We start from the raw sequence: 25054 nt of genomic DNA on the forward strand, positions 1-25054 counted from the left end.
TTCTTTAAGAATTTTTGACAGGTGGTTTCAAAATACACCTCTTAAAATAAATAGACAGTAATTCAATTTTTCAAAACCCATATCTACCAAAACACCACTTCCCTAGCCCCGATGGGAACGGTATCCTTTTGTGATGAGGAACGAAGAGCAAAAGATATAGTGGATAGCGGGATTAAGCTCCCTAAAATATGGGTAATGGGTGATTTTTTAAAAAGTAAAGCCCCGCTTTGAAAAACAAAACGAGACTTTACGGGTAAAAACAAGGTTTCTTTATAAGGCCGGGCCGGTGGCGCCTTTGAGGTCTTCTTCTAATATTTTTCTTTCACGGGCTCTGCGTCTGGCGATGACCGATTTTCCGTTGAGGATTCTGATGACTCTTAAATATTCTGTGCGTTTTCCGAAATGATGGGTAATTACATAGAGCATCACCCCGAAACCGGCAACGATAATATAGCCAAATATCTTTTTGTTGGCGGAGATGATGGCGTTGAGCTGAATGGTTTTCATATTCGTAGTAACCGTTTGTGGCGTGATGGTCATTCCGTCCATATAGACTGCCAAATCTCCTAAACTGACGATTTGAAACTGATACTGAAACCACGAAAACAGGGCTGAGAAAAATCCCACCGCGAGGAAGGTTCGCCATACCAAAACCAATCCGATGGCTGCCAGCATTTCGTTGAGTTCCAGTTTATCTAAGGTGTAATACCAGACCGAGATGAAGAGCGAGCACATTCCGTAGCCTTTCAGGAACATCGGTAAGTACCAGTTTTCGTAATTGAATTCCAGCACCATCGAAAAATACATAATGATAGCATAAGCAGTCATCGCTGCGAAGCCTGAGAAGATGAACATTTTCAGCGGTCTTTCTTTTTTATACCAAAATACAGCGATAACTCCGGCTAAAAACAACCCGGGCGTCATCATCACGTTCAGTTTGGCATTGGTCAACTGGTCGTAGCCTAAAACTCCGACGGAATAGATGTTTTGAAGCGATGTTGTTCCCAAAAACATTCCCAGCCACAGGAGCATAAACAGTCCGTTCAGCACATTGCTTTTGGTGAAAATATGAAATGAAATATACGGTCTTTTCAAAGTCAGCTGTCGGATGGCCAATAATGCAAAACTCACAAATGCCGCGATACTGGCGTTGATAATGTTTTTTGAATTGAGCCAATCCTGCTGTTTCCCAAACGAAAATACGTATGCGGAAAACATAAACGTTGATACAAACAAAATGACGCTGAGCCAATCGATGTAATGCAACGGAACTTTTAAAGCAAAATATTTATCGTGCATCAGAACCCAACACAATAATGCTAGGACGAAACACAAAACCGCTGCCAAAATAAAGAACTGCTGGAAGTTGTACAGTATTGAAACTTCCACGGCATAATAAGCGGATACCTGATTTAATATTAAAACAAATGTGTAGAAAACGCCGTAAAAAATCCCTCGCCCGCCCAACATCGCCATCAATGGAAGGAATAATTCAATGGTAATCATCATTTTTAAAAATCCGATAACCAAGGAGGTCATTACAATAACCATCGGTTCGAAAGTGGTTGAGTTGATATAACTTAATGCACCGAGAAGCACCAATAATATCACCAATTTATCACGGACCTTGAACCGCATTTTCATTCTTAAAACAACAGGCATACACGCTCCCATCCCAATGGTGGTGGCATAATTTGCCCACAGAAAATATTCCTGCATCACGCCAGTTCCGCCCACCATAAAACTGATGTTTCCGGTGTAAACTCCACCCAACGGCATCACCAAGATAAGCAGTAAAACCATCATCAGAAGCTGTACGGGTTTCGGAACCCAATCGCTGAAAAGACCTTTGTTGTACATTTTTTATGCTTTATTTGTGAATTGTGAATGAGTCAATTGTGAATTTTGAGCCGTTGAAAAGACCTCTATTAAACATTTTTTATGCTTTATTTGTGAATTGTGAATGAGTCAATTGTGAATTTTGAGCCGTTGAAAAGTTGACCATTAACCATTCATTATTGACATTGTTGAAAATTGACCATTGACCATTTACTATTGACCATTAAGGCTCACATTCATATTCATCCCTGCACTCAGTTTCGCCACATCTTCTCTTTTGTTGGCGTCTGTAAACTCGATTCTTACGGGAATTCTCTGTTGTACTTTAATGAAGTTTCCGGTTGAGTTATCAGTCGGTACGCTTGAATATCTTGAACCGGTTGCTGCGGAAACTGCGGTGACTTTTCCTTCAAACTGTTTTCCGCCTAAGGCATCGGCAGTCATCCTTAGTTTTTCACCTATCTTAATATTTGGCATCTGGCTTTCAAGGAAATTAGCGGTTACCCATTTTTGATTGTTTAAAACGATGGTAGCAACCTGCTGTCCAGGCTGAATTAACTGCCCTTCAGAAATTGTCCTTCTTCCCATCACGCCATCGTACGGCGCAGTAATTACCGTATATGAAAGATTGATTTTCGCCATATCCAAAGCGGCTTTTGTTCTTTTGATTTCGGCGTCGTTGATTCCCAATTTGCTTTTCACTTCCGTTGTTGAAAGGTTGGCCGACTGTTTCTGATTGACCAAGGTTTCGTAGGCTGCTTTCTGCGCATCGTATTCTGTTTTGGCTTGGTCAAATTGCTGTCTGGTAACCGCTTCTGCTGCCAAAAGGTTTTTGTATCGGCCTAAATTCTGTTCGGCGTTCCACAATCTTGCCTTTGCACCGGCGATATTGGATTCCATCACGCTGACGTTGTTGGAAACGGTATTGATTGAAGAACCTGTAGCTGACCGTTGCGCCAAAGCATTTTGATACGCTGCTTCCGCCTGTCCGAGTTGCGTGATAATTTCACGGTCATCCAAAATGGCCAACGTATCGCCTTTTTTCACCTGCTGATGTTCGATGAATTTTATTTCCTTAATGTAAGCCGAAACTCTGGTGTTGATTGGATTGATAAATTCTTCCACCTGAGCCGCTTCCGTATAGGTTTTGTCGCCGATGTGAAAGTACTGACGAATCAGCCAAAACAATCCGAAACCTGTCACCGCAAAAACGATAACGTTTGAAATGATGGCTCTGATTTTATTCTTTCTGTTTTGTTTTTTCTTGGCTTCAGCACTTGAAACCACAGGTTTTACCGGCGCTTGTGGTTGTGTATTTTGAGTATTTCGTTCCTTGTTTTCCATTGTTTTTATATTTTTTTGAACATAAAGTTCAGAGAGTTTTTTTTATTCAATACTTTTTATATGTCATAAAGCCGTTTGACTTATAATAGTCTCTGTGCTTTATTTTTAAACGCAAAGATTTTATTTTAAAGCGCTTAATTTTAAGAGTGCAAAGGCAAATAAATTTGCTTCGCGAAGCTTACGTACAAGCTTAGTAAAATCAACTTGTTGATTTTATGTTTATTTATTTTTTTCTATTACTGCTTTTAGTCATTTAAAAATTGTTCAAAATTATTTCCCCAGCCCTAAAGGGTGTAATTTTGAACAATTTTCAAGAGAATTTTCCTCCCTTTAGGGTTGGGGTAAAGAAAAATTCTTTTGAAAATTTACATTTGAAATCAAAGAGTCCCAGTAGATTTCAATAAATTGTAATATTGGTACAGTACATTGATTTCCGCATTCGCAAAGTCCAGTTCAGACTGTAGTTTCTGGTTTTGCGCATCAATCATTTCTGCCTGCACCGCCAATTGATTGAGGTACTTTGCTTCAGTGATTTTATAGTTTTCTTCCGCCAGTCTTTTCGCATCATTTAAAATATCGGCCTGCTGAATCGCTTCCTGATATTTGACGTAAGAAGCGTTTACATTCATATCAATATTCTGTTGCGTCAAAGTCAATACGTCGTTGGCCTGCATTTTCTGGAATTCACCCAACTTTACTTTCTCTTTCGTTTTATACAGATTATCGATGTTGTAACTTAAAGAAATTCCACCTTGCCAACCGCTCGCATACATATCCAATACAGGATTTCTATTGGTAATCGGCCTTTGCAAACTGTACCCACCGAAACCGGAAAGCGTGGGCATCCTGTCGGTTTTTATAATTTCAATATTTTTGTCGGCAACACCGATATTGGTTTGCGCAGATTTCAACTGCGGATTGCTGTCGTGAGCGAGATTTAAATAATAATCCATCCCAATTCCCGATTCTTTATTTTCTAAATTTTCGACCGGAATAATTTCGGTATCGGCAGGCAATCCTAAACCGATATTTAAATTGTAATTGAGAATTTTTCTGTTGTTTCCTAAAGTAAGAATGCTTTGGTCAAGATTTTTAATTGCTAGTTCCCCACGGATGACCTCGTTTCTCGTTACCATTCCCTGTTTGTAGAAATCGTTGATGTTCTTCAAACGTTGCTGAGCCAGTTTTTTATTATTATCAAAAACCGATTGTTGATTGATAATTTTGTAGACATCCAGATAATTTGAAATAACTAAAAATTTTACATCCTGCTCATTTTTTTCTAAATCCAGTTCAGAAAGCTGTTCACGAAGACCTGCCAGTTCAATAGATTTATTGACCAATCCCCCTTTGAAAATCAGTTGAGTAGCCTGCACACCATACGTACTTCCGTAATGAGGCATCGGAATCGCGGTTGAGTTAGAAAAATTTTTGTCAATTGCCACCACATTTCCCAAATAAAATTGAGTTGTAGAAGCTGTGATGGAAGGGAGTTTCTGAAGTTTGGTGATATCGGTCTGCTGTTTGGCAATATTGATATTCTGTGCCGAAACTTTCAATAGGTAGTGGTTCTGAAGCGCCAGTTCAGCAACTTCATTTGCTGTCATTTGTTTTATTTCTTGTGAAAAAAACAGCGCAGGAAAGATAGCCATCACGAGTGACAGTGCTGTTTTTAAATTCTTTGTCATTTTACCTTGTTTTACGAAGCAAAGTTACGACGGATGCAATCTCAAACAAATGTTTGAGATTTGGAAAAAGATGTTCATATGTAGGATTCTATCCTTCGAACTGATTTCGGTATTGGGAAGGACTTACTTCCAAATGTTTTTTGAAAAAGTGGGAAAATGAATACTGGTCGCTGAAACCAAGAATTGTAGAAATCTCTGAAACAGGCTTTTTAGAAGAGTTTAATAACACTTTTGCTTCATTGATTACAATTAAAGCAATAATCTGACTCGCTGACTTACCCGTAATGGTTTTTACTACTGACGAAAGATGTCTGGTTGTAATCGACTGTCGTTCGGCGTAGAACTCTACCGTTCTGTTATTATGATGATGAGAAGCCAAATCATTGAGAAAAACGAAAACTATTTCCTCCTGTCTCGACATCTGATTCATCGAATTGCTGTCCTCGCTGGATATAATTCCGGCCATCTGGTAACAGAAAACCGAGAAGAGATGCTCCACCATTTCCTTTTTATAGGTCATTTCGGTTTGAGAATCTAAAATATACTTTAAAAAATTGACACTTTTCCAAACTACATCCATATCATCCTGATGAAAAGGAACGCCTACATTCATCTGCTGACGGAAATAGCGATACGTTATCAAACGGTTGAATTTTAATGACAAAGCTGAAATAAATTCGCGTTTGTAAGAAACCATTCTTGACTGGAAATCATCACTCACGGAAATCAGTTCGTAAACGGTCTGCGGGTCGGTCACCATAAACATATTGGCCGAAAGCTCGAGGTCACTGAAATGCTGTCGCAGTTTGATAGAACCGCTTCTGATAAAGATAAAAGCAGGATTATCGGGACGGAAAGGTTTGTCGGCGGAGATTCTTTCAAAGATATTGTGTTGTGTAAAAATCTCAACCCCGAATTTTTCTAAAGCGGACATAAGGCAAATGTAAACATTATGTTTTCCGATTGCAAAAATTTATTATTTTAGTATACCCAAATTTGAGAATATGAGAAAGATCGATTTACTTTTCGCTGAATACGCTGAAAGCCACAGAAACTCCACCAACAAGCTGATTCACTGGATCTGTGTGCCGCTGATTTTCTGGACGATATTAGGATTTATCTCTTTAATTCCTTCCCCACATTTTTGTGCGCCTTACTTTGGATGTATCAGTTTGGTAAGTTTAATTGCTGTGATTCTGGTCACTTTATTTTATCTCAGACTTTCTTTACTGATCGGTTTCATAATGTTTTTTGCGATGCTTTTAATGGAGCATTTGGCGTATGCTGTCAATATTCATTTGGGAAATAGATCGTGGATGATTTTTCTTGCAGTATTTATTATCACCTGGATTTTACAGTTTGTCGGACATAAAATTGAAGGTAAGAAACCGTCATTTTTGAAAGATCTGCAGTTTCTTTTGATTGGACCTATTTGGTTGTTGAGTTTTGTTTTGAAGAAACTGGGGATTAGATATTGATTTCTGTGATCGTTTGATCTATATAAATCCTTTCATTTTTTACCACAAAGAGCACAAGGGTTTTTCACAAGGTTCACTAAGCGTTGTGTGCTCTGTGAAATTATTAGTGAATGTACTGGTAAATGTTATCAAGAAAAACAGCAGGTAATCAATATCTTAATTTTGTTTTTTAAACGCAAGGTCAGACAAAGTTTTTTGTAAGTTTACGCTTATTTAAAGTTAGACCAAGGCGTTTCACTTAGTTAAGAAATACGAAGATTAAAAATAATTACACGTATTACAATTTAATAAAAATCAATCTTCCAAAGCATACACTGCAAAACTCGCCAACCAGTGATCTCCTCCGTAATTTCCCTGAAATAATAATGGAAGTCCGTTATTTAAAAAGATGGTTGCCGTTTTCTGAAAGTCTTTTTTCAACGCATGACTCTCAGGAAGGGATTTCGCAATTCCTTTCATGCACCAGGCTTTTGTAAATGACAAACCAACCAAATGCACGGTTTGGTAATCGCTCAAATCACTTACAACCGGAATCTTCTCAATATTCTCTAAACTTCTTTTTTCGTAGAAATTATCCAGCCATTTTACAAATTCTTTCTGTGGCAGAATTCTCCGCATTAAATCTGCAATTTCAAGACTTGGCGAAAAGAAATCTGAACCGTCCGGTTCGAGATACGCCGGTGTTTTTGTATTGTTTAAATAAAAATATTTTGCTTTTTCTGTCAGTTGATTTTCAAAGTCTTTATCTTTTGCAGCTCTCGCCCAATCCAGCGCAAAGACCATTGCAAATGCGGTGTTGGGATGAACTCCTGTTCTGTTCGGATAGGTCTGTTTAGGAAGATACGTTTTCCATGATGCAAGAATTTTATCGGTCAGCGGTTTCAAATTTTCATGCCAGATCTTAGCTTTCGGATGATTCCAGGTCATCAGTTCTTCATCTAATTTGAGAAGCCACGCCCATCCGTAGGTTCTTTCGAAAGTCGTTGTCAGCTGATATTTGGAAAAGTAATCTGCTTCTACCTGAAGATTTTCCTTCTTAAATGAATTGTCTAAAATATTTTCAATCTCTTTAGCAACCGATAAATTAGGCTTTGTTTTTAATAATCTCACCAGCATCCAGTGCCCATGAACAGACGAATGCCAATCGAAACAACCGTAAAAACTTGGATGTAAATCTTTCGGACTTAATGGAACTTCATTCGCACTGTTGATGATGTGTGCTGTTTTATTCGGATATTCCTGATTGATACAGTGAAGCGGCTTTTCTGATAATTTGACAGCCATCTCATCCGTCAGTTTTGGAGTTTGCTGAGCGAAAAGGAGAAAAGGAGAAAAAATAAATGCTAAGAGACTTGTTTTCATTTCATAAAAATATTAATTATAAATTGAATGACAAGAACTACTGCATTTTTTAAAATAATATCAAATACAAGTCACATAATAACAAAACATCCGAACACTTTTAGTATTCGGATGTTTCATTGCAATAAACAATTTATTTAAGCATTAAAATGCGTCTTTACGGTCTCTAAAACCTGTTCATCAGACATTTGCTGCGAAGTTTCGAGTGTGATTTTTAAATCTTTAAATTGGGCGGTGTCATGAAGATGCTTTTTCAATTCCTCCTGAATTGTTCCCGGGCCTGTAATCAAAACCTCCTCAGAATTTGTAAGAAGATGTTCAACCTCCTTGAAGAATTTTACTTTGTTGGTTTGTTCAGCATTGTTTCCTGCATTTTCGCTTGAGTTTCCGTGCTGGATGATTGCCTTTACAGGGCTGCATAAGAAAAATTTGAATGCATTCTGTGCATCATGATTTTTTACAACTACAGCTTTCTGGGTATCGATCCAAAGACCAGCTAATTTTTTGTCAGACATATTATATTTTTTTAATGTTATGTCTTTGTATTCGCAATAATGATGCTAAAGATCTGTTAATGGCTGTTAAATTATTATTCTGGTAAATAAAACACCTATGAATGAAAATGAAATTTCTTACGTTGTCAGAAAATGTATTTTTAATGTATATAATAATTTAGGACCGGTTTGCTTGAATCTGTTTATCAGAAGATTTTAGTTTATGAATTAGAAGAAAATGAGCTTGAAGCAACGTCAGAATTATTTTTACCAGTAAATTATGACAATAAATTATTTGATCTAAATTTTAGAATTGAAATCTGTAAAATCAATTGAAGATATTCATTATAAACAGCTTTACACGTATTTGAAACTTTCCAACAAAAAATTGGGTCTGCTGGTAAATTTTAACACTACGAATATCCTTGATGGAATTATAAGAGTAGTGAATAATTTATAGAAAATTGACTCTCGCAGATTAAGGAAATTGAGCAGATTTTTGACAACTAATTAAAATCTGCGTAATCAGCAAAATCTGCGAGAGACTATAAACGACATTTATTTTCCTAACACAAAAACCGCAGGAATTTTATGAAGCTCGGGTTTTTGCTTCTGCCAGTCTTTGATGCTCAAAGTTTTTATAAATTCATGTTCTGAATCATTAATATTTGCAGCAATGCAAAGTTTGGTATTGGGTGAAAGAAATTTACATAAATCCTCAAAAAGCGCATTGTTTCTATACGGTGTTTCCATAAAAATCTGTGTGTAACCCGTTTTTTGTAGTTCACTTTCGAGATACTGAATCTTCTTTTTCTTTTCACCTTTTTCAATCGGAAGATAACCGTTAAAGGTAAATTCCTGTCCATTAAAACCGCTTGAAATTAACGCTAAAATAATCGATGAAGGACCAGAAATAGGAATGACCTTAATCTTTTTCTCGTGACACCATTTTACGATCAAATTTCCCGGATCTGCGATGCATGGTAGTCCCGCTTCTGATAACAATCCGAAATCCTGACCGTTCAGCATTCTGTCCTGAGCTTCTTTAATGTCAGCGTTTTCCGTGTATTTATCTAAAAGAAATAGTTTTAGATCTGCCTGCTTTTTCTCCGGAGCAAAAAACTTGATAACTTTCCGTGCCGTTTTTTCATTTTCAACAAAGAAAAAATCGGTCTGCATAATATACTCTTTAATCACAGGTGAAAAATGAGTAATTGGAGTGTTTTCTGAAAGATAAGCCGGAAGTAAAAAAAGCATTATTGTAAATTATATATTGAAATTTATTGAAAAGATAGTTTCTAATTTTTATTAGTCAGAACATGTTGCTGCAACTGATGTGAAATTTTATTACAAGCCTCGTCCAGCAATTGAAATACATTTTCGAAATCATTCATATCGCCCCAGTAAGGATCAGGAACTTCAGAATTCTGATGATTCCCTGCTTCTTCCAAAAACAAATGAACTTTCTGACGCTGCTCCTCATTTTTAGTTAACGAAATCACGTCTTCAAGATTTTTCAAATCCATGCAGTAGATCTTGTCAAACTTATCAAAGTCTGAAATTAAAAGTGGTCTTGATTTCTGTTTTGAAATATCAATTCCATGATTGGCTGCCGTTTTCACTGCTCTCTTATCTGGAGTTTCACCTTCGTGCATAGAAATAGTTCCTACAGAATCAACCAAAAAACTTTCGGGCAGTTTAGACTTTAAAATTCCCTCAGCCAGCGGACTTCTACAAATATTTCCCAGACAGACCATCAGTATTTTCATAGAACAAATTTAATTAATCGAAAAATTAGAATTTAAATATATTTCAGGTGACAAAATTAAATAAAAAATGGAGAACAAAATTTATTCTCCATTTTTCCTTATGATTTGATGACAGATTAGTGCTTAATTTTCTCTGTCAGTTCTTTTACATATTTTTTGACCTCCTTGTCAATTTTAGAAACATCTTTTATCGTATCACAAGCGTACATTACTGTTGAGTGATCTTTACCTCCCATTTCTTCACCTATTTTGGTGAATGTTGCATTGGTAAATTCTTTAGCGAAATACATGGCCAGCTGTCTTGGCAAAGCAATTTCTCTTTTTCTGGTTTTAGATAAAAGCTGCTCTCTCTTGATCCCAAAATACTCGCAAACAACTTCCTGAATATAAGGAATATTGATGATTTTCTTCTGATTTGCAGCAATCTTGTTAATCGTTTCCTTTAATAATTCAAGACTTAAATCTGACTTATAAATGGTAGAATAAGCGATCACTGAATTGATAACACCGATAAGTTCTCTAACGTTGGTTTTTGCTTCTGCCGCTAAGAAATCCAGCATATCTTCTGTTAAAACAATTCCGTCTCTGCTTAGCTTGTCAACGATAATTTTTCTTCGGGTGTCAAGATCCGGAGATTTGATTTCTGCAGAAAGTCCCCATTTGAAACGTGAAACAATTCTGTCCTGAATATCCATGATATCCACCGGCGCTTTATCTGACGTTAAGATAATCTGCTTACCGTTTTGATGTAAATAATCAAAAATATGGAAGAAACTGTCCTGTGTTGCCGACTTACCAGATAAGAACTGAATATCGTCAATGATCAACACATCCACCATTTGGTAGAAGTTGGCAAATTCTGTTTGTTTATGAGCTTTCGCAGCTGATATAAACTGCTGGATAAATTTTTCTGAAGAAAGATAAAGAACTACTTTATCAGGAAACTGGCTTTTCACTTCAAGACCAACTGCCTGGCCAAGGTGAGTTTTACCAACACCATAACCTCCATATAAAAACAATGGGTTGAAAGCTGTTGCACCAGGTCTTTTAGCAATAGATCTCGCTACCGTAGATGCAAATTTATTGCTCTCCCCTTCCACATAATTATCAAAAGAAAAATCAGCTTTAAGGTTAGAATCAATATTTACTTTTTTAATTCCCGGAACAACAAAAGGATTAACAATATTCGATGAAAAACCTTGAGGCATAGTTTCCTGCATTTTTGGTGTAGGAACCGTTTTGCCTTTCATATTCATGGTAACCGGTTTTTCTAAACCGCTGGGCTTATTTTCCATCACCGAATACCAAAGTTTCACACCTTTACCAATATTTTTCTTCAGGGCAGCAGAAAGCAACGACAGGTAATTATCTTCAATATATTCTTTGTAAAAATCACTCGGAACCATCAATGTAAGATTGTTGTCAACCAATGAAATTGGCTGCACTTTATCAAACAGTAAGTCGAAGGATTTTTCGAGTTTTTTAAGATCAGAATTATCTTCAGCTGCGTTTAAATTATCTCGCATAAACTGAAGGCACTTCTGCCAGATCATCATTAAATTTTCATCCATTTTTATGCCCTGATTAATTCTAGGTTGTTTGTTTTTATTGGGAAGACAAAGGTCACATATTTTAACTTTAAAAAAAAATATTGCAAGTATTGATTATTAAAAAATATATTTGTATGTATAATTTAAAGCTTAATATGATACACACAACTCACTCAATAAGAGTACGTTACGCAGAAACCGACCCTATGAAATACGTATATTACGGCAACTACGCCGCATATTTTGAATTGGGAAGAGTAGAACTTTTCAGAAGCATAGGAATATCTTATGACGAGATTGAAAAGCTTGGAATCTGGTTACCGGTTTCTGATTACAATATTAAGTATTTAAAACCAGCTTTATACGATCAAAAATTAGAAATTCATACTTATGTAAAAAAAATTCCGGGAGTGAGAATTGAATTCGAATATGAAATTTATAACGAAGAAAAAATAAAAATCACAGAAGCCCGCACGACTCTGTTCTTTTTGGAAGCCGAAACCAATAAAGTCATCAAATGCCCGGATTTTTTAATGAAAATGATTGAAGAAAACTGGAAAGAAGATTAAAATCTAAAAATCCATTACACCAAAAGATGTTAATGGATTTTTTTTCAGGAGCTATTTTTCAAATTCCTATATTTGATGACAAATCTGATCTATGAATTCTGTTTTTGCTATCGTTGTCATATTGATCATACTTCTGATCCTGGTTTATCATAAACTCAGTAAGCGGATAGAGATTTTAGAAAAAAAGATTTCTGACCTGTCTCAGTCGATGACATTCAAAAATGAGGAAGTACAGAAGAAAGAAATTCTGACCGAAACATCTTTTCCTTCTCAATCGCAAACAGATACTCCAGATTCAAAAATTATTTTACCAGATTTTGAAGACACTGAACCGCAAAGAGATTGGCTTACCCCTGTTTTTGATTTTCTAAAACAGAATGCGCTCACCATCATCGGTATCTTCACCCTTGTTTTAGGAATTGGATATTTTGTAAAATATGCCATCGATAAGAATTGGATTGGAGAAACTTCACGCGCCGGAATAGGTTTTATCGTCGGTATGGCCATTATTGGAATCGGTCATTTTCTGAGAAAAAATTATCTGGTTTTTTCTTCTATCATCACCGGAGGCGGAATTGCTGTTCTTTATTTTACAACAACCATCGCGTTCCGTGAGTATCATATTTTTTCGCAAAACGTTGGTTTTTTAATTACCTGTTTAATTACCATCGTATCAATAGCACTTTCTTATTATTATAAAAGTGAAATTTTAATCATCTTCTCATTATTTGGTGGATTTTTAGCGCCTTTGATGATCAGTACAGGACAAAGCAATTATCTTTTCCTCTTCACTTATTTATCTGTTTTAAATATGGGAATGCTTGTCATCGCCTATCTCAAACAGTGGAAAAGCATTGGCTGGATCTCATTTATTTTCACATCAATCTATCTGTTTTTCTGGACGATGGAGAGAGCAGAAATAAATGCCGTCTTGTTTTACATCATTACATATGTCATTTTCTATGCATTTGCACTCCAGAATTATATCAAAAAAAATACTTTAGAGCAACTTGACATTTTAATGCTTGTCTTAATTAATTTTTCAAGTGTTGCAGGTTTGGTTTTTATCTTTAATGAATTACAACTGCTGCCCGCATCTGTATTTCCAGTTGTGTTTGCTCTCATCAATGCTACTGGATGGTATAGAGAATATCAAAAGAAAAATTTCGCAATCAATTACTCCGTTTTTACAAGTATTACGATCAGTCTTATCACTTTGGCTTTCGCACTTGAATTAAAAACACATTTAATTACCAGTATCTGGGCTGTAGAAGCCAGTCTCCTACTCTATATATGGAAGAAAACCAATCATAAGATTTTTAAAAATTTCTTTTACATTCTTTTTCCAATGGTGATCATTTCACAGATGATTACCTGGACGAGATATTTTGATGCCGATTCGTTGCAGATTATTTTCAATCCTGTTTTCATTACCAGTCTGGTTGTGATTGGAAGCTGTTTTATGAATTTATATTTATTGAAAAAAGATTCTGAAGAGGAGAAATCTGAACTGGAATTTTATGAAAATATATTTAAAATCTTATGTATTTCTGTGATCTACTTTTCGGTTTTATTTGAAATTATTTATCATATTTCAGAAGAAAGTATGGTGATCATTATGACAATCGGCTTTCTGTACAGTTTGTTTTATTTGTTTACGTTAATTCTCTTTGGCAAAGAAATCAGTATCAGCAAAGATTTTCAGGCAGGAATGATTTATGTTTTTTTAGTACTGCTTTTCATACATATCTCAACTTCGCAGGTCGCAAATGAGATTATCACGAAAAAAATCAGTTCCAATTTGTTCTTTGTTCACCTGCTGTATATTTTTCCACTCACCTATTTGACGTTAAAAATATTTCCAAAATCAGACTGTATTAAAAACTACAGATCATATTGGCTTATTTCTCTGACTGTTGTTTCATGTTTCAGTTTTGAATTGTACCGTACTTATATATTAATGAACGCGGAGAATCTGGAGCAGATTTATGAGCTTGAGGATCATTTCAATATATTATACTTACCAATTATTTGGGCAGTCCTGGCGTGTCTTTTTATTTATTTTGGTTTAAAAAAGGAAATTCCGGAAATCAACAAGATTGGTTTCAGCTTATTGGGCATTATGATCTTCAAATTATACTCCTATGATGTTTGGCAAATGGATAATGTATCCAGAATAATTGCTTTCATCATCTTAGGAATTATTTTACTTTTGAGCTCATTTATGTTCCAGAGACTGAAAAATTTAATTAAAAATCTGGTCGATAAGAAAGATGAAACTTCAAATCAGAATCTTTAAAACAGTGCTAAAACCCATTATTTATAATTATTTTCTAAATTATTTTACTTTTTTATTGACAATTTGTAAAAATTAAGTATATTTATCACGTTTTTAACACTTATATTTTTGACTAACTGTTTGTCATAATTTGAAGAACAAGTACCGTTACAGATTTTTCTATTTTAAATTTGTCCCGAGTATGAAATGCTCAAAAAAAACAATAATTATCTACATATGAAAAAAATTCTCTACTCTTTACTAGTCTTTGCATCGGCAACTATATTTGCTCAGAAAAATCCTAATGTGAAATTTGCAATCTGCAATGACGCGGTAGGAACTGTAGCAATGTTTGATGCGAAAAAGGAATTTGTTCAAAGTGTCAATGTTTTTAAAGCGAAAACAAATCTTCCGCAGAATCTGAAAAAATTTGACTATTTAGCTGATAACGGATTGGCTGAAGTGAAATTCAAGAAAGACTTCGGAACTCTAGATTTTATGTCTTTGGCTAATTTTAATGTGCAGAACGGTCTTCCAAAAGATGCACCTGTTTTCATTGAAGGCTATGAATTCAAAAATACAGACACCAACATTTTTGCAGACATGATTGCAGATTCAAAAGTGGAAACTGTAGACGGTAAAAAAGCCTTGGTAATCACTACAGTGAAGAAATAATTTTTATATTTCTAAATACAGAAACGGATATTCAATCTGAATATCCGTTTTTTTTAATACTTATTGTTCCATTTTTTCCTGAGCTCTTCATAGATTTTCTTTTCAGTAGCATTATTTCCCGGCTCATAAAATTTAACGTCTGCTATTTCTTCCGGTAAAAAATCCTGATTTACAAAATTGCCTTCGTACGAATGAGCATATTTATACTCTTTTCCGTAGTCCAGATCTTTCATCAGTTTTGTTGGAGCGTTTCTTAAATGTAAAGGCACAGGTAGATTTCCTTTTTTTTTAACAAAAGCTAAAGCATCATTAATCGCCATATACGCTGAATTACTTTTTGGAGAAACCGCCAAATAAATAGCGGTTTCACTTAACAGAATTCTCGCTTCCGGATTACCAATCACATTGATAGCCTGAAAACAACTGTTTGCAATCACCAATGCATTAGGATTGGCTAAACCAATATCTTCAGACGCCAAGATCAACATTCTTCTGGCAATAAATTTTATATCCTCGCCACCTGCAATCATTCTTGCGAGCCAGTAGACAGCACCATTGGGATCGCTTCCACGCATCGATTTGATAAATGCCGAAATAATATCATAATGCTGTTCACCATTCTTATCATACAAAGCCATGGTTTCCTGAAGAACTTCCATCACTTCATCATTAGAAATCTCTTTCGTGTTTGAATTGATAAACTGACTGAGAACCAATTCAACAGAGTTTATCAATTTCCTTCCATCACCGCCAGAATATTGTATAAAAGCCTGCTTTTCTTTAATTGTGAAATCAGTTTTTTCATCTTTATTAAATCTTTCAAGCGCGATATCAATTAATTCCTCAAGTTTTTCATGCGAGAGTGCCTTTAAAATATAAACCTGACTTCTCGAAAGCAATGCTGAAACCACTTCAAAGCTCGGATTTTCTGTAGTTGCCCCGATCAGAACAACCCAGCCTTTTTCCACTGCATGAAGCAAAGAATCCTGCTGAGATTTATTAAATCGGTGAATCTCATCGATGAAAAGTATCGGAGATTTTCCTGAAAAAAGATTTTGCTTTTTGGCCTCATCAATTACATCACGCACATCTTTAACCCCAGAAGAGACGGCGGAAAGTTTAAAAAACTTTCGACCTGATTTTTCTGAGATAATTTCTGCCAAAGTTGTTTTTCCGGTTCCTGGGGGTCCCCAAAGTATAAGAGAATTTAACGTGTCATTCTGTAGCATTTTCCTCAGCGTTCCTTTTTCGCCGGTGAGATGTTCCTGCCCCAAAACTTCATCTAAAGTTTTCGGTCTCATTCTTTCGGCTAAGGGAGTATTTTGACTCAAAATTTTTGGAATTTATATTTAATTGAATTTTATTTTTAAAACACAGAATAATAGTATGAAAATGAAGAATTTCAAAATGATGAATTTAAAATCAACAAACGCCAGGAATAATCCGACAAACACCTATTTATGACTCTGAAACTTCTAACAAATTTAAACTAATTTTCAATTTTTTACCCTATTTTTGCATTGTTTTGAAACTTACATTCAATAAAATCATTACATCGCCTTTGGTAATTTTAATCAGATTTTACCAGTGGTTTATCTCGCCTTTACTACCAAAAAACTGCCGATATGAGCCGACCTGTTCGCATTATATGGTTGAATCTCTCCAGATTCATGGGATTTTCAAGGGATTTTGGCTTGGTGTAAAGAGAATTGCTAAGTGTCATCCATGGGGAGGAAGCGGTTACGATCCTGTTCCGCCAAAAAAATAAATTACAATCAAACGAACTATAAAAAATAGAAATGAGCAATATTTTTTTCAGAATTTATCTTTTCATATTTTCAATCACAACGCAGTGCTTTTTTGCGCAAGATAATTCCGTTGGATTGTCTGAAGGAACTTTAAAAGTAAATTCTACAGAAATTCCTGTTAAAATCTTTGCAACCTCAGAACTCGTAGAACTCGATTCTTTTGCCAATTTAAATAACATTCAGAATACTTTGGTGATTTTAAATAAATCAAATCTGGAAGTATCGCATTACATGAACAGCTCTATGATTTTAGGTAAATTTAAAGCCAACAAATATCAGTTTTTCGATAAGGACTTTAGAGTTGTTGAAAACATTACAGTTACGGAGGATAATATTGGAGCTATTAAATATGCTGTTAAATCGCCGACTCCTATAAAGTCTACAGATCAGGTAGAATTGGAAACACCTTTTAAAATTTGGGATCCCTCAACAGGAATTCATTTGGGTCCGGTTACGTTACATTTTTACAGTTTAATGTTCATTTTTGCTTTTGGAATCGGATATTTCCTGATGACGAAAATGTTTACCATTGATCACGTAAATCCAAAATATGTGGAGCCTTTTTTCACCTGGACTTTAATTGGAACCATCTTGGGAGCGAGGTTAGGTCACGTTATTTTCTATCAGCCCGAATTATTTAAAGAAGATTTTTGGAGCGTATTTTTACCCATCAGCACAAAAAACGGAATAAAATTCACAGGATTTGCAGGATTGGCAAGTCACGGAGCAACGCTCGCAGTGATTGCCACAACTCTATACTACTCGTACAAAATTATCGTAAAAAATCCGCTTTGGGTTTTTGACAGATTAGGAATCGTGGTAGCGATTGGAGGTGCATTTGTAAGAATGGGTAACTTTTTCAATTCTGAAATCATTGGAAAACCAGTCGATCAGAATTCACCTTTTGCATTACTGTTTCCTCAGCAAAGCAGCGAATACGGATTAACGGTAACACGTTATCCTACTCAATTGTTTGAAGCTGCAGGCTATGTCACATTATTTGTTATTCTTTGGGTTTTATACAGAAGAACCGATAAAAAATATCAGCAGGGATGGTTGTTTGGATTGTTCTTCTTCCTTCTTTGGGCCATCAGATTCTTTGTAGAGTTTCTAAAAATGCCTCAGGGAGATGAAGTAATTTCTTTCGCAGGTTTGAATACCGGGCAGATTCTATCCATTCCATTTATGATTGCAGGTTTAGTCATCATGTTCTATTCTAAATACAATAAAATTACTCCGGAAGCAGACAAAACTTTTTAAAATACTAAAATTAAATATACAGAAAGTCAAAACTGAGTTGTGACTTTTTTATTTAAATCAAAAAAAACATTTCCTATTTCAGTGATCACATCCGTAGGCTGCATTGATTCTTTCGAATATTTTTCTGCAGCAAAATCAGCAGCTCTACCATGAAGCCAAACACCTAAAACTGCAGCATTTAGCGGAGAATATCTCTGTGCTAAAAGTGACGTAATGATTCCCGTCAGAATATCGCCACTTCCACCTTTTGCCAGGCCTGAATTTCCTGTAACATTATAAAAAACCTTACCGCCGGGACTGATCACCTGTGTATAATGATCTTTTAAAACAATAAAAACATCCAGCTCTTTTGCTTTAGTTTTTGCTAATTCTGATCTTTCAAATGAAGAATCTGTTTTCCCGAAAAGCCTTTCAAACTCTTTCGGATGCGGAGTAATAATTGATTTTTTTGGAATTAATTTCAATCGGTTTTTATCTTTAGAAATAATATTTAAAGCATCTGCATCCAGAATTACAGGATCGTGGTGATTTTGAAGAAACTCAAGCAAAGCATCTTCAGTCTCTTTTTCTGTTCCTAAGCCGGGACCAATTCCATAGATTGCTTTTTCCTGTTCTTCAATTTTGCCGATGTACTTTTCCCCGCCATTGATAAACATCGCTTCTGGACAAATGGTCTGCAAAACTTCATAACCACAACCTGGTGCAAGAACGAATGTTAATCCCGAACCTGTCTTCAGAGCTGATTTTGTAGCCAAAACTGCTGCACCTATTTTCCCATAACTTCCCCCAACAATGATCGATTTACCAAAGGTTCCTTTGTGCGCAAATTCCTGTCTTGGTTGAAATATTTTTAAAATTAAATCATCATCAATTACATATTTATCCGTTTCAGTCTGCCCGATAAATTCCTGAGACAATTGTATATCCAAAACGACAACTTTTCCGGCGAAAATTCCGGCTTCAGGATGAAGAAAAGTCTTTTTCCAAAACTGAAAAGTCAATGTATAATCTGCTTTAAAAATAATATCATTCTGACCGTTCAGCTGATCTGAGAACATCCCTGACGGAATATCAATCGACATTTTAGGACTGGTTTTAGTGTTTAAATTTTCAATTAAATTTTTATAGATTCCGTCTAAATTTCTTGATAAGCCCGTCCCGAAAAGCGCATCGATAATCACAGTTTTCTCAAAATCATATTTTTTAGTTTCGGCGAAATCTTTAACAGTTATTCCTGAAATATCTTTTAACCGATTGAAATTAATTGTTGAATCATCAGAAAAATTCAAATCTTCTGTATTAATAAAAACATCCACGTCAAAACCTTTCAGATACAGCATTCTGGCAATCGCAAAACCGTCGCCGCCATTATTTCCTTTTCCGCAGAAAATTGCAAAGTTCGTATGGTTTTTACAGTTTAAAAAAATCCAGTCGACACAGGATTGCGCTGCCCTTTCCATTAAATTAACAGATGAAATAGGTTCATTCTGAATCGTATATTGATCTGCGGATCTGATGTTTTCGGCAGTGAAAATTTTCATATCATTCTATTTTTAATAAATTTAACCATAATTATTTAAAATTATTGATCGTTTAAAGCAAAAAAAATCCCAAAACATTTAATATTATTATTTTTAAATGATACTTTTGTGCAAAACATTTAAAAAATAAAAATTATGGGATTTATTAAAGATTTTAAGGATTTTGCCTTTAAAGGAAACGTTGTTGATCTTGCAGTCGGTGTTATTATCGGTGCAGCTTTTAGTGCTATTGTAAAATCATTCGTTGATGATATAATCACTCCTCTCTTGCTGAATCCTGCATTGGAAAAAGCAAATGTAAAGAACATTGCAGAACTTTCCTGGAACGGTGTGAAGTATGGAAACTTCCTTTCTTCGGTCATCAGTTTCTTAATTGTAGCATTTGTTTTATTTATGCTTATCAAGGGAATTGCAAGTTTAAGTAAAAAAGAAGATGCTCCGATTGAAGCTCCAGCAGGACCTACTGAAGACCAAAAATTATTGACGGAAATCAGAGATTTGCTGAAAACAAAGAACAATATATAAAACAAAAAACGCCGCAAAATTTGCGGCGTTTTTCTTATCCCTATAAATTCAACATTAGTGAATCTGTAAAATGCTTGAAATCTGCTCAGCCAGAGAAAGACCGATTCTATCCTGAGCTTCTAACGTGGAAGCGCCAGTGTGAGGAGTTAAAGAAATTTTAGAATGATTTAAAATTTCCTTTGAAGGTGTCGGTTCGTTAATGAAAACATCAAGACCTGCGAATTTTACTTTCCCAGAATCTAAAGCTTCAACTAGAGCAGCCTCGTCAATCACACCGCCTCTTGAGCAGTTGACAATTGCCACACCTTCTTTCATAATGTCAAATTCATTTTTACCAATCATGAATCCTTCTTTTTGAGCAGGAACGTGAAGCGTGATAAAATCTGAATGTTTTAAAACTTCCTGTAACGGTTCTGTTTCAATATCAACATTGATGAATTGATTGTTGTAGAATGTAACTTTAATACTTGCTTTACCAATCATATTGTCAGCAGCGATCACTCTCATCCCAAGACCTAAAGCAATTTTTGCAACTTCCTGACCGATTCTTCCCATCCCCACAATACCAATGGTTTTCCCTTTCAGCTCAATACCTGCGGCGTATGCTTTTTTAAGTGAAGCAAATTCTGTATCACCTACCAAAGGCATTTTTCTGTTCGAATCCTGTAAAAATCTTGCACCTGAAAATAAGTGAGCGAAAACCAACTCAGCAACCGATTCTGAAGAAGCAGAAGGTGTGTTGATCACATGTATACCCTTTCCTCTTGCATAGTCTACATCGATATTATCCATACCCACTCCACCTCTACCGATAATTTCAATCGAAGGACAGCTGTCAATCAATTCTTTTCTTACCTGCGTTGCACTTCTCACCAATATCGTACGGATTTTATGCTCATTAATGTAATCGATCAAAAATTCCTGAGGAACTTTTGTGGTAATTACTTCAAACCCTTTTGCCGTTAATGCATCAATCCCAGACTGGTCTAAGCCATCGTTTGCTAAAACTTTCATAACTATTTATATATTAAAAATGAAAGATTTAAAAATTAAATACAGCAGTGTAAATTTAATTTTTAAATCTTCAGTTAGATTTTAATCTTTAAAAACTTCAATGGTCACCTGTTTTTCAATCAAATCGGTGAATTTCCCTTTGTATCTTGTAGCACGCACCAGATGATTGTCGATCCAGTGATAGTTTCCGCCTCTTGGTTTTCCACACAGAACACTGTGATATTTGAAACCATGTTTGTCTAACCAGTCGATGGTAATCTGCTTTAGATTTTCAGTTCTTGAGGTGAAAAAACAGATTTGATGACCTTCATCGTACCATTTATTTACCGTTTCCAGCGCATCCGGAAAAGGCTCGCAGGTAACCATTCTCTCTGGCTCTTCGTTCGGAACATCTTCGGTAATTGTTCCGTCGATATCGATCAGATAATTCTTAATTCCGTCTTTCAGAATCGGACTGATATGCTCAATATAATCTAGCTCCATCGTTCAAATTTTTAAAGCGCAAAGTTACACAATATTGATTAAACACTTGTATTAATCTTAGTTTATGTTAAAAATTTAACAATAAAAATATTTTTAAATCATTAAAAACAATGGTTTAATTGCATTTTTCATAAAATTAATGAATATTTTTTATCTAAAAAAAAGCCAATATTTCATAAATATTAAAAATTTTAAACAATTATTTTACGAAATGACGATTAAAACTTAAATTTGTAGGAATGGAAGAATATGTAGTTTTAGTAAATTCTGAAGATACCGTTTTGGGTTTAATGGAAAAGCAGCAGGCTCATATCAATGGTTTGCTTCACCGCGCATTTTCTGTTTTCTTATTTAATGATAAGGGCGAAATGCTGTTGCAGAAGCGCGCTTCCGAGAAATACCACTCTCCCAGTCAATGGACGAATGCAGTTTGTTCTCATCCTCGCGACGGAGAAAGTTATCTGAATGGAGCCCAACGAAGATTAAAAGAAGAACTGGGAATTGAAACTGAGCTTTCAGAAAAATTTAATTTTATCTATAAAGCAGATGTAGGCGGCGGACTTTGGGAGCATGAGCTTGATTATGTATTTACCGGAACTTACAGCGCTGATTTTAATTTAAATCATAATGAAGTAGAGGAAGTTCGATATATTTCTATGAAAGATCTCGATCAGGAAATATCAGATTACCCGGAGCGGTTTACAGAATGGTTTAAAATTATTTTGGAAGAATATAAACACAATTTTTAAACACATAATGAAAAAAACAGTATTTCTTTTTGCGCTCATATTTTCTATGAGTCTGTTTGCTCAAAAATCTCACACTGAAGTTTTTGACAGTGAAAATTATTCGATCACAATGCCCAATACCTGGAAAGCAACCAACGATGACGGCATTGTCAACATTTTCCCGACCAATCAGATTGGTGCTATTACCATTTCTGAATACCACGATCTGGAACTTCCAAAGACAGAAACCAAAAAATTTATTCTTGCACTCTACAATTCTTCGGATGACGAGAAAAAAATAAAAACCGGAAGCGGAAAAAGAGGTTACACAGAATATTATTATGAATATACTGATGAAAAAGAAAATCTTTTCTGGATCACCAAAGTTTATCAGAAAAACAAAGATCTGTATATTGTAAGCATCAACTGCCAGCCAAAATACTGGAACGGCAATTACATGAAAGTTTTTAATGAAACTTTTGACAGTTTTAAAATCAAGAAATAAATATAAAAATGAACAAAACAGCATTGTACGACAAACACGTTTCTTTGGGAGCGAAAATAGTACCTTTCGCAGGATTTGATATGCCTGTGCAATATTCCGGAGTGACGGAAGAACACTTTGCAGTAAGAGAAAAAGCGGGATTATTTGACGTGTCTCACATGGGACAGTTTTTCATTGAAGGTGCAGGTTCCAAAGAACTTCTTCAGTTTGTGACAACAAACAATCTGGATGCTCTTGAAAACGGAAAAGCGCAGTATTCTTGTCTTCCTAATGAAGATGGAGGAATTGTGGATGATCTTATCGTTTACAAAATGGAAGACGATAAATATTTTGTTGTGGTAAATGCTTCAAACATTGAAAAAGACTGGAATCATATTTCAAAATACAATACTTTCGGAGCGAAAATGACGAATGCTTCAGACGAGATGTCTTTATTGGCAATTCAGGGTCCGAAAGCAACAGAGATTCTTCAGAAATTGACTGAGACTAATCTATCTGAAATTCCTTATTACCATTTCACAGTTGGTTCAGTAGCCGGAGTGAGCGAGGTGATAATTTCAAACACCGGTTACACCGGAAGCGGTGGCTTTGAGATTTATTTCAAAAATGAAAATGCAGAACAGCTTTGGGATGCCATTATTGAAGCAGGTGCTGAAGAAGGAATTATTCCTTGCGGATTGGCTGCCAGAGACACTTTAAGACTTGAAAAAGGATTCTGCCTTTACGGAATGGATATCGATGATACCACTTCTCCAATCGAAGCAGGATTAGGATGGATTACAAAATTTGATAAAGATTTTGTATCAAAAGAAACTTTCGCAAAACAAAAAGAAGAAGGAGTTACCAGAAAATTAGTTGGTTTTGAACTGACTGACAAAGGAGTTCCAAGACATGATTATCCTGTGGTGGATGCTGACGGTAATGTAATCGGAAAAGTGACTTCAGGAACGCAGTCTCCGATGAAAAAGATTGGATTGGGAATCGCATATGTTGATAAACCACATTTTAAATTGGGAACCGAAATTTTTATTCAGGTTAGAAACAAAAATATTCCTGCGAAAGTGGTAAAGATGCCTTTCGTTTAGCATATTGCTATTTACAGTTAGCTTTAGCTGACACTTTATAAATTCAAAAAACCACAGATTTCTCTGTGGTTTTTTACTTTTTCTGACAGAAAAAATCTTAATTATTTCCGTTAAAATGAGCTCTTAAATTCTCAATGTTCTTCTTGTCATTTCCTATGAAAATCTCCGTATCAGTAAGGAAAACAGGACGCTTCAGGAACGTGTAGTGATCTAACAGCAGTTCTTTGAAATCGTCTTCACCCATCGTTTTCAAATCAAGTTCTCTTAATTTAATCTGGGTTGATTTTTTACTGAACAAATCCTCGTAAGAATTGGTGATTTTATGCATTGCTTCCACTTCTTCCTGTGTGATAGGCTCCTTTTTTATTTCGCGCATCTCCCAGTCTCTCAGATCAAATTTTGCTAAAATTTTTCTGCATGTGTCACAACTATTAAGATAAAATACTTTCTTCATCTATATATTAATTAATTATTTTTTAAAATTCACTCCAAATTGGATATTATTACAAGATACCACTTTTATATGGAAAAAGACCTATTTATTTTCACTTTCTAATATTTAATGAATATCTTTATTAAAATTTAAAAAAAATGGATAATAAGCCGATTAGTTTTCAGTTCATTTCTGAGCCTTCAGATGTCAATTACGGAGGAAATGTACATGGTGGAAGTGTTATGAAATGGATTGATCAGGCCGGATATGCGTGCGCGACCACATGGAGTGGAAATTATTCTGTGACAGTGTATGTGGGTGGAATCCGTTTTTATGAGCCGATCAAAATCGGTGAAATTGTTCAGGTGGAAGCAAAAGTAATCTATACAGGTTCTTCGAGTATGCATATTTCTATCAATGTCTTCTCCAGAAACCTTAAACAACCGACATTTGATAAGAAAACACACTGCATTATAGTATTTGTTGCTGTAGACGAGAACGGCAAAAAACTTCCGGTTCCAAAGTGGATTCCTGAAACAGAAGAAGAAAAACAGCAGGAAATGTATGCAAAACGTCTGATGGAATTACGTACACAGATTGAAGATGAAATGAAACCTTTTCTTTAA

25 protein-coding genes and 1 pseudogene are annotated in these 25054 nt (G+C 35.4%); 12 read left to right on the forward strand and 14 right to left on the reverse strand.

What is annotated here, in order from left to right:
- Positions 1 to 270 precede the first annotated feature (270 nt).
- The 4 genes from OMO38_RS07090 to OMO38_RS07105 form a co-directional block, all read right to left on the reverse strand.
- Positions 271 to 1860 carry an MFS transporter gene (locus OMO38_RS07090; RefSeq protein WP_264749509.1) on the reverse strand — a complete coding sequence of 530 codons (1590 nt, stop codon included), beginning with the start codon at positions 1858 to 1860 and terminating at the stop codon, positions 271 to 273.
- Positions 1861 to 2052: 192 nt separating this feature from the next.
- Positions 2053 to 3183 carry an HlyD family secretion protein gene (locus tag OMO38_RS07095; RefSeq protein ID WP_264749510.1) on the reverse strand — a complete coding sequence of 377 codons (1131 nt, stop codon included), beginning with the start codon at positions 3181 to 3183 and terminating at the stop codon, positions 2053 to 2055.
- Between the two features lie 377 nt (positions 3184 to 3560).
- Positions 3561 to 4871: a TolC family protein gene (locus OMO38_RS07100; RefSeq protein ID WP_264749511.1), complete on the reverse strand. Its 1311-nt coding sequence runs from the start codon at positions 4869 to 4871 to the stop codon at positions 3561 to 3563.
- Positions 4872 to 4959: 88 nt separating this feature from the next.
- A complete protein-coding gene (locus OMO38_RS07105; protein ID WP_056079007.1) occupies positions 4960 to 5805 on the reverse strand; it encodes a helix-turn-helix domain-containing protein in 846 nt (281 codons plus the stop codon).
- Between the two features lie 70 nt (positions 5806 to 5875).
- On the opposite strand from OMO38_RS07105, the gene OMO38_RS07110 reads away from it, so the two are divergent.
- Positions 5876 to 6349 carry an Mpo1 family 2-hydroxy fatty acid dioxygenase gene (locus OMO38_RS07110; RefSeq protein ID WP_264749512.1) on the forward strand — a complete coding sequence of 158 codons (474 nt, stop codon included), beginning with the start codon at positions 5876 to 5878 and terminating at the stop codon, positions 6347 to 6349.
- A 294-nt stretch (positions 6350 to 6643) separates the two neighbouring features.
- Here the strand turns inward: OMO38_RS07110 and OMO38_RS07115 are convergent, their stop codons facing one another.
- Entirely contained in the window at positions 6644 to 7711 is a 1068-nt protein-coding gene (locus OMO38_RS07115; RefSeq protein WP_264749513.1) for a DUF2891 domain-containing protein, read from the reverse strand.
- A gap of 137 nt (positions 7712 to 7848) precedes the next feature.
- The gene (locus OMO38_RS07120; protein ID WP_056078994.1) at positions 7849 to 8226 is read right to left on the reverse strand and encodes a hypothetical protein; all 378 of its coding nucleotides are present in this window, start codon (positions 8224 to 8226) and stop codon (positions 7849 to 7851) included.
- Positions 8227 to 8394: 168 nt separating this feature from the next.
- On the opposite strand from OMO38_RS07120, the pseudogene OMO38_RS07125 reads away from it, so the two are divergent.
- Positions 8395 to 8665 (forward strand): annotated as a pseudogene (locus tag OMO38_RS07125) (GxxExxY protein).
- Positions 8666 to 8763: 98 nt separating this feature from the next.
- On the opposite strand, the gene OMO38_RS07130 reads toward OMO38_RS07125, so the two are convergent.
- The 3 genes from OMO38_RS07130 to dnaA all read right to left on the reverse strand — a co-directional run bounded on the left by OMO38_RS07130 (position 8764) and on the right by dnaA (position 11545).
- Positions 8764 to 9462, reverse strand: coding sequence for an SAM-dependent methyltransferase (locus OMO38_RS07130; RefSeq protein ID WP_264749514.1), 699 nt, complete (start codon positions 9460 to 9462; stop codon positions 8764 to 8766).
- 41 nt (positions 9463 to 9503) lie between these two features.
- A complete protein-coding gene (locus tag OMO38_RS07135; RefSeq protein WP_264749515.1) occupies positions 9504 to 9974 on the reverse strand; it encodes a low molecular weight protein-tyrosine-phosphatase in 471 nt (156 codons plus the stop codon).
- A gap of 116 nt (positions 9975 to 10090) precedes the next feature.
- Positions 10091 to 11545 carry a chromosomal replication initiator protein DnaA gene (dnaA, locus tag OMO38_RS07140; RefSeq protein ID WP_264749516.1) on the reverse strand — a complete coding sequence of 485 codons (1455 nt, stop codon included), beginning with the start codon at positions 11543 to 11545 and terminating at the stop codon, positions 10091 to 10093.
- Between the two features lie 134 nt (positions 11546 to 11679).
- Here dnaA and OMO38_RS07145 point away from each other — a divergent pair, with 134 nt between their 5' ends.
- The 3 genes from OMO38_RS07145 to OMO38_RS07155 all read left to right on the forward strand — a co-directional run bounded on the left by OMO38_RS07145 (position 11680) and on the right by OMO38_RS07155 (position 15046).
- Positions 11680 to 12093, forward strand: a complete 414-nt coding sequence (locus tag OMO38_RS07145) for an acyl-CoA thioesterase (RefSeq protein ID WP_264749517.1) — start codon at positions 11680 to 11682, stop codon at positions 12091 to 12093.
- Between the two features lie 91 nt (positions 12094 to 12184).
- Complete coding sequence (locus OMO38_RS07150; protein WP_264749518.1) at positions 12185 to 14392, forward strand: DUF2339 domain-containing protein; 2208 nt, start codon at positions 12185 to 12187, stop codon at positions 14390 to 14392.
- Positions 14393 to 14608: 216 nt separating this feature from the next.
- Positions 14609 to 15046, forward strand: a complete 438-nt coding sequence (locus tag OMO38_RS07155; RefSeq protein ID WP_264749519.1) for a hypothetical protein — start codon at positions 14609 to 14611, stop codon at positions 15044 to 15046.
- 53 nt (positions 15047 to 15099) lie between these two features.
- Here the strand turns inward: OMO38_RS07155 and OMO38_RS07160 are convergent, their stop codons facing one another.
- The gene (locus tag OMO38_RS07160) at positions 15100 to 16377 is read right to left on the reverse strand and encodes a replication-associated recombination protein A (protein ID WP_264749520.1); all 1278 of its coding nucleotides are present in this window, start codon (positions 16375 to 16377) and stop codon (positions 15100 to 15102) included.
- Positions 16378 to 16571: 194 nt separating this feature from the next.
- Between OMO38_RS07160 and yidD the strand changes: the two genes are divergently transcribed.
- Positions 16572 to 16814 (forward strand): membrane protein insertion efficiency factor YidD, encoded by a 243-nt coding sequence (gene yidD / locus OMO38_RS07165; RefSeq protein ID WP_264749521.1) that lies wholly within the window; start codon positions 16572 to 16574, stop codon positions 16812 to 16814.
- Positions 16815 to 17250: 436 nt separating this feature from the next.
- A complete protein-coding gene (lgt, locus tag OMO38_RS07170) occupies positions 17251 to 18114 on the forward strand; it encodes a prolipoprotein diacylglyceryl transferase (RefSeq protein WP_406567303.1) in 864 nt (287 codons plus the stop codon).
- A gap of 26 nt (positions 18115 to 18140) precedes the next feature.
- Here lgt and OMO38_RS07175 read toward each other — a convergent pair whose 3' ends face one another.
- Positions 18141 to 19655, reverse strand: coding sequence for an NAD(P)H-hydrate dehydratase (locus OMO38_RS07175; RefSeq protein ID WP_264749522.1), 1515 nt, complete (start codon positions 19653 to 19655; stop codon positions 18141 to 18143).
- A gap of 135 nt (positions 19656 to 19790) precedes the next feature.
- Between OMO38_RS07175 and mscL the strand changes: the two genes are divergently transcribed.
- The gene (gene mscL, locus OMO38_RS07180; protein WP_264749523.1) at positions 19791 to 20180 is read left to right on the forward strand and encodes a large conductance mechanosensitive channel protein MscL; all 390 of its coding nucleotides are present in this window, start codon (positions 19791 to 19793) and stop codon (positions 20178 to 20180) included.
- 54 nt (positions 20181 to 20234) lie between these two features.
- Here mscL and OMO38_RS07185 read toward each other — a convergent pair whose 3' ends face one another.
- Complete coding sequence (locus OMO38_RS07185) at positions 20235 to 21194, reverse strand: D-2-hydroxyacid dehydrogenase (protein WP_264749524.1); 960 nt, start codon at positions 21192 to 21194, stop codon at positions 20235 to 20237.
- Between the two features lie 81 nt (positions 21195 to 21275).
- Positions 21276 to 21677 (reverse strand): LNS2 domain-containing protein, encoded by a 402-nt coding sequence (locus OMO38_RS07190; RefSeq protein ID WP_264749525.1) that lies wholly within the window; start codon positions 21675 to 21677, stop codon positions 21276 to 21278.
- 239 nt (positions 21678 to 21916) lie between these two features.
- Between OMO38_RS07190 and idi the strand changes: the two genes are divergently transcribed.
- Genes idi through gcvT form a run of 3 tightly spaced genes read left to right on the forward strand, consistent with a single transcriptional unit; the run spans position 21917 to position 23995 of the window.
- Complete coding sequence (idi, locus tag OMO38_RS07195; RefSeq protein ID WP_264749526.1) at positions 21917 to 22426, forward strand: isopentenyl-diphosphate Delta-isomerase; 510 nt, start codon at positions 21917 to 21919, stop codon at positions 22424 to 22426.
- 7 nt (positions 22427 to 22433) lie between these two features.
- A complete protein-coding gene (locus OMO38_RS07200) occupies positions 22434 to 22910 on the forward strand; it encodes a hypothetical protein (RefSeq protein ID WP_264749527.1) in 477 nt (158 codons plus the stop codon).
- An 8-nt stretch (positions 22911 to 22918) separates the two neighbouring features.
- On the forward strand, positions 22919 to 23995 hold the full coding sequence (gene gcvT, locus OMO38_RS07205) for a glycine cleavage system aminomethyltransferase GcvT (RefSeq protein WP_264749528.1): 1077 nt from the start codon (positions 22919 to 22921) through the stop codon (positions 23993 to 23995).
- Positions 23996 to 24092: 97 nt separating this feature from the next.
- Here the strand turns inward: gcvT and OMO38_RS07210 are convergent, their stop codons facing one another.
- Positions 24093 to 24449, reverse strand: a complete 357-nt coding sequence (locus OMO38_RS07210) for an arsenate reductase family protein (protein WP_129534108.1) — start codon at positions 24447 to 24449, stop codon at positions 24093 to 24095.
- A gap of 137 nt (positions 24450 to 24586) precedes the next feature.
- On the opposite strand from OMO38_RS07210, the gene OMO38_RS07215 reads away from it, so the two are divergent.
- Positions 24587 to 25054 carry an acyl-CoA thioesterase gene (locus tag OMO38_RS07215; protein ID WP_264749529.1) on the forward strand — a complete coding sequence of 156 codons (468 nt, stop codon included), beginning with the start codon at positions 24587 to 24589 and terminating at the stop codon, positions 25052 to 25054.

Source organism: Chryseobacterium kimseyorum (genome assembly GCF_025971945.1).
GTDB lineage: Bacteria > Bacteroidota > Bacteroidia > Flavobacteriales > Weeksellaceae > Chryseobacterium > Chryseobacterium kimseyorum.

Excerpts from the sequence above, each read along its gene's own strand:
- OMO38_RS07090 (WP_264749509.1), bottom strand. The coding sequence starts at position 1,860 with ATGTACAACAAAGGTCTTTTCAGCGATTGGGTTCCGAAACCCGTACAG.
- OMO38_RS07095 (WP_264749510.1), bottom strand. The coding sequence starts at position 3,183 with ATGGAAAACAAGGAACGAAATACTCAAAATACACAACCACAAGCGCCG.
- OMO38_RS07100 (WP_264749511.1), bottom strand. The coding sequence starts at position 4,871 with ATGACAAAGAATTTAAAAACAGCACTGTCACTCGTGATGGCTATCTTT.
- OMO38_RS07105 (WP_056079007.1), bottom strand. The coding sequence starts at position 5,805 with ATGTCCGCTTTAGAAAAATTCGGGGTTGAGATTTTTACACAACACAAT.
- OMO38_RS07110 (WP_264749512.1), top strand. The coding sequence starts at position 5,876 with ATGAGAAAGATCGATTTACTTTTCGCTGAATACGCTGAAAGCCACAGA.
- OMO38_RS07115 (WP_264749513.1), bottom strand. The coding sequence starts at position 7,711 with ATGAAAACAAGTCTCTTAGCATTTATTTTTTCTCCTTTTCTCCTTTTC.
- OMO38_RS07120 (WP_056078994.1), bottom strand. The coding sequence starts at position 8,226 with ATGTCTGACAAAAAATTAGCTGGTCTTTGGATCGATACCCAGAAAGCT.
- OMO38_RS07130 (WP_264749514.1), bottom strand. The coding sequence starts at position 9,462 with ATGCTTTTTTTACTTCCGGCTTATCTTTCAGAAAACACTCCAATTACT.
- OMO38_RS07135 (WP_264749515.1), bottom strand. The coding sequence starts at position 9,974 with ATGAAAATACTGATGGTCTGTCTGGGAAATATTTGTAGAAGTCCGCTG.
- dnaA (WP_264749516.1), bottom strand. The coding sequence starts at position 11,545 with ATGGATGAAAATTTAATGATGATCTGGCAGAAGTGCCTTCAGTTTATG.
- OMO38_RS07145 (WP_264749517.1), top strand. The coding sequence starts at position 11,680 with ATGATACACACAACTCACTCAATAAGAGTACGTTACGCAGAAACCGAC.
- OMO38_RS07150 (WP_264749518.1), top strand. The coding sequence starts at position 12,185 with ATGAATTCTGTTTTTGCTATCGTTGTCATATTGATCATACTTCTGATC.
- OMO38_RS07155 (WP_264749519.1), top strand. The coding sequence starts at position 14,609 with ATGAAAAAAATTCTCTACTCTTTACTAGTCTTTGCATCGGCAACTATA.
- OMO38_RS07175 (WP_264749522.1), bottom strand. The coding sequence starts at position 19,655 with ATGAAAATTTTCACTGCCGAAAACATCAGATCCGCAGATCAATATACG.
- mscL (WP_264749523.1), top strand. The coding sequence starts at position 19,791 with ATGGGATTTATTAAAGATTTTAAGGATTTTGCCTTTAAAGGAAACGTT.
- OMO38_RS07185 (WP_264749524.1), bottom strand. The coding sequence starts at position 21,194 with ATGAAAGTTTTAGCAAACGATGGCTTAGACCAGTCTGGGATTGATGCA.
- OMO38_RS07190 (WP_264749525.1), bottom strand. The coding sequence starts at position 21,677 with ATGGAGCTAGATTATATTGAGCATATCAGTCCGATTCTGAAAGACGGA.
- idi (WP_264749526.1), top strand. The coding sequence starts at position 21,917 with ATGGAAGAATATGTAGTTTTAGTAAATTCTGAAGATACCGTTTTGGGT.
- OMO38_RS07200 (WP_264749527.1), top strand. The coding sequence starts at position 22,434 with ATGAAAAAAACAGTATTTCTTTTTGCGCTCATATTTTCTATGAGTCTG.
- gcvT (WP_264749528.1), top strand. The coding sequence starts at position 22,919 with ATGAACAAAACAGCATTGTACGACAAACACGTTTCTTTGGGAGCGAAA.
- OMO38_RS07210 (WP_129534108.1), bottom strand. The coding sequence starts at position 24,449 with ATGAAGAAAGTATTTTATCTTAATAGTTGTGACACATGCAGAAAAATT.
- OMO38_RS07215 (WP_264749529.1), top strand. The coding sequence starts at position 24,587 with ATGGATAATAAGCCGATTAGTTTTCAGTTCATTTCTGAGCCTTCAGAT.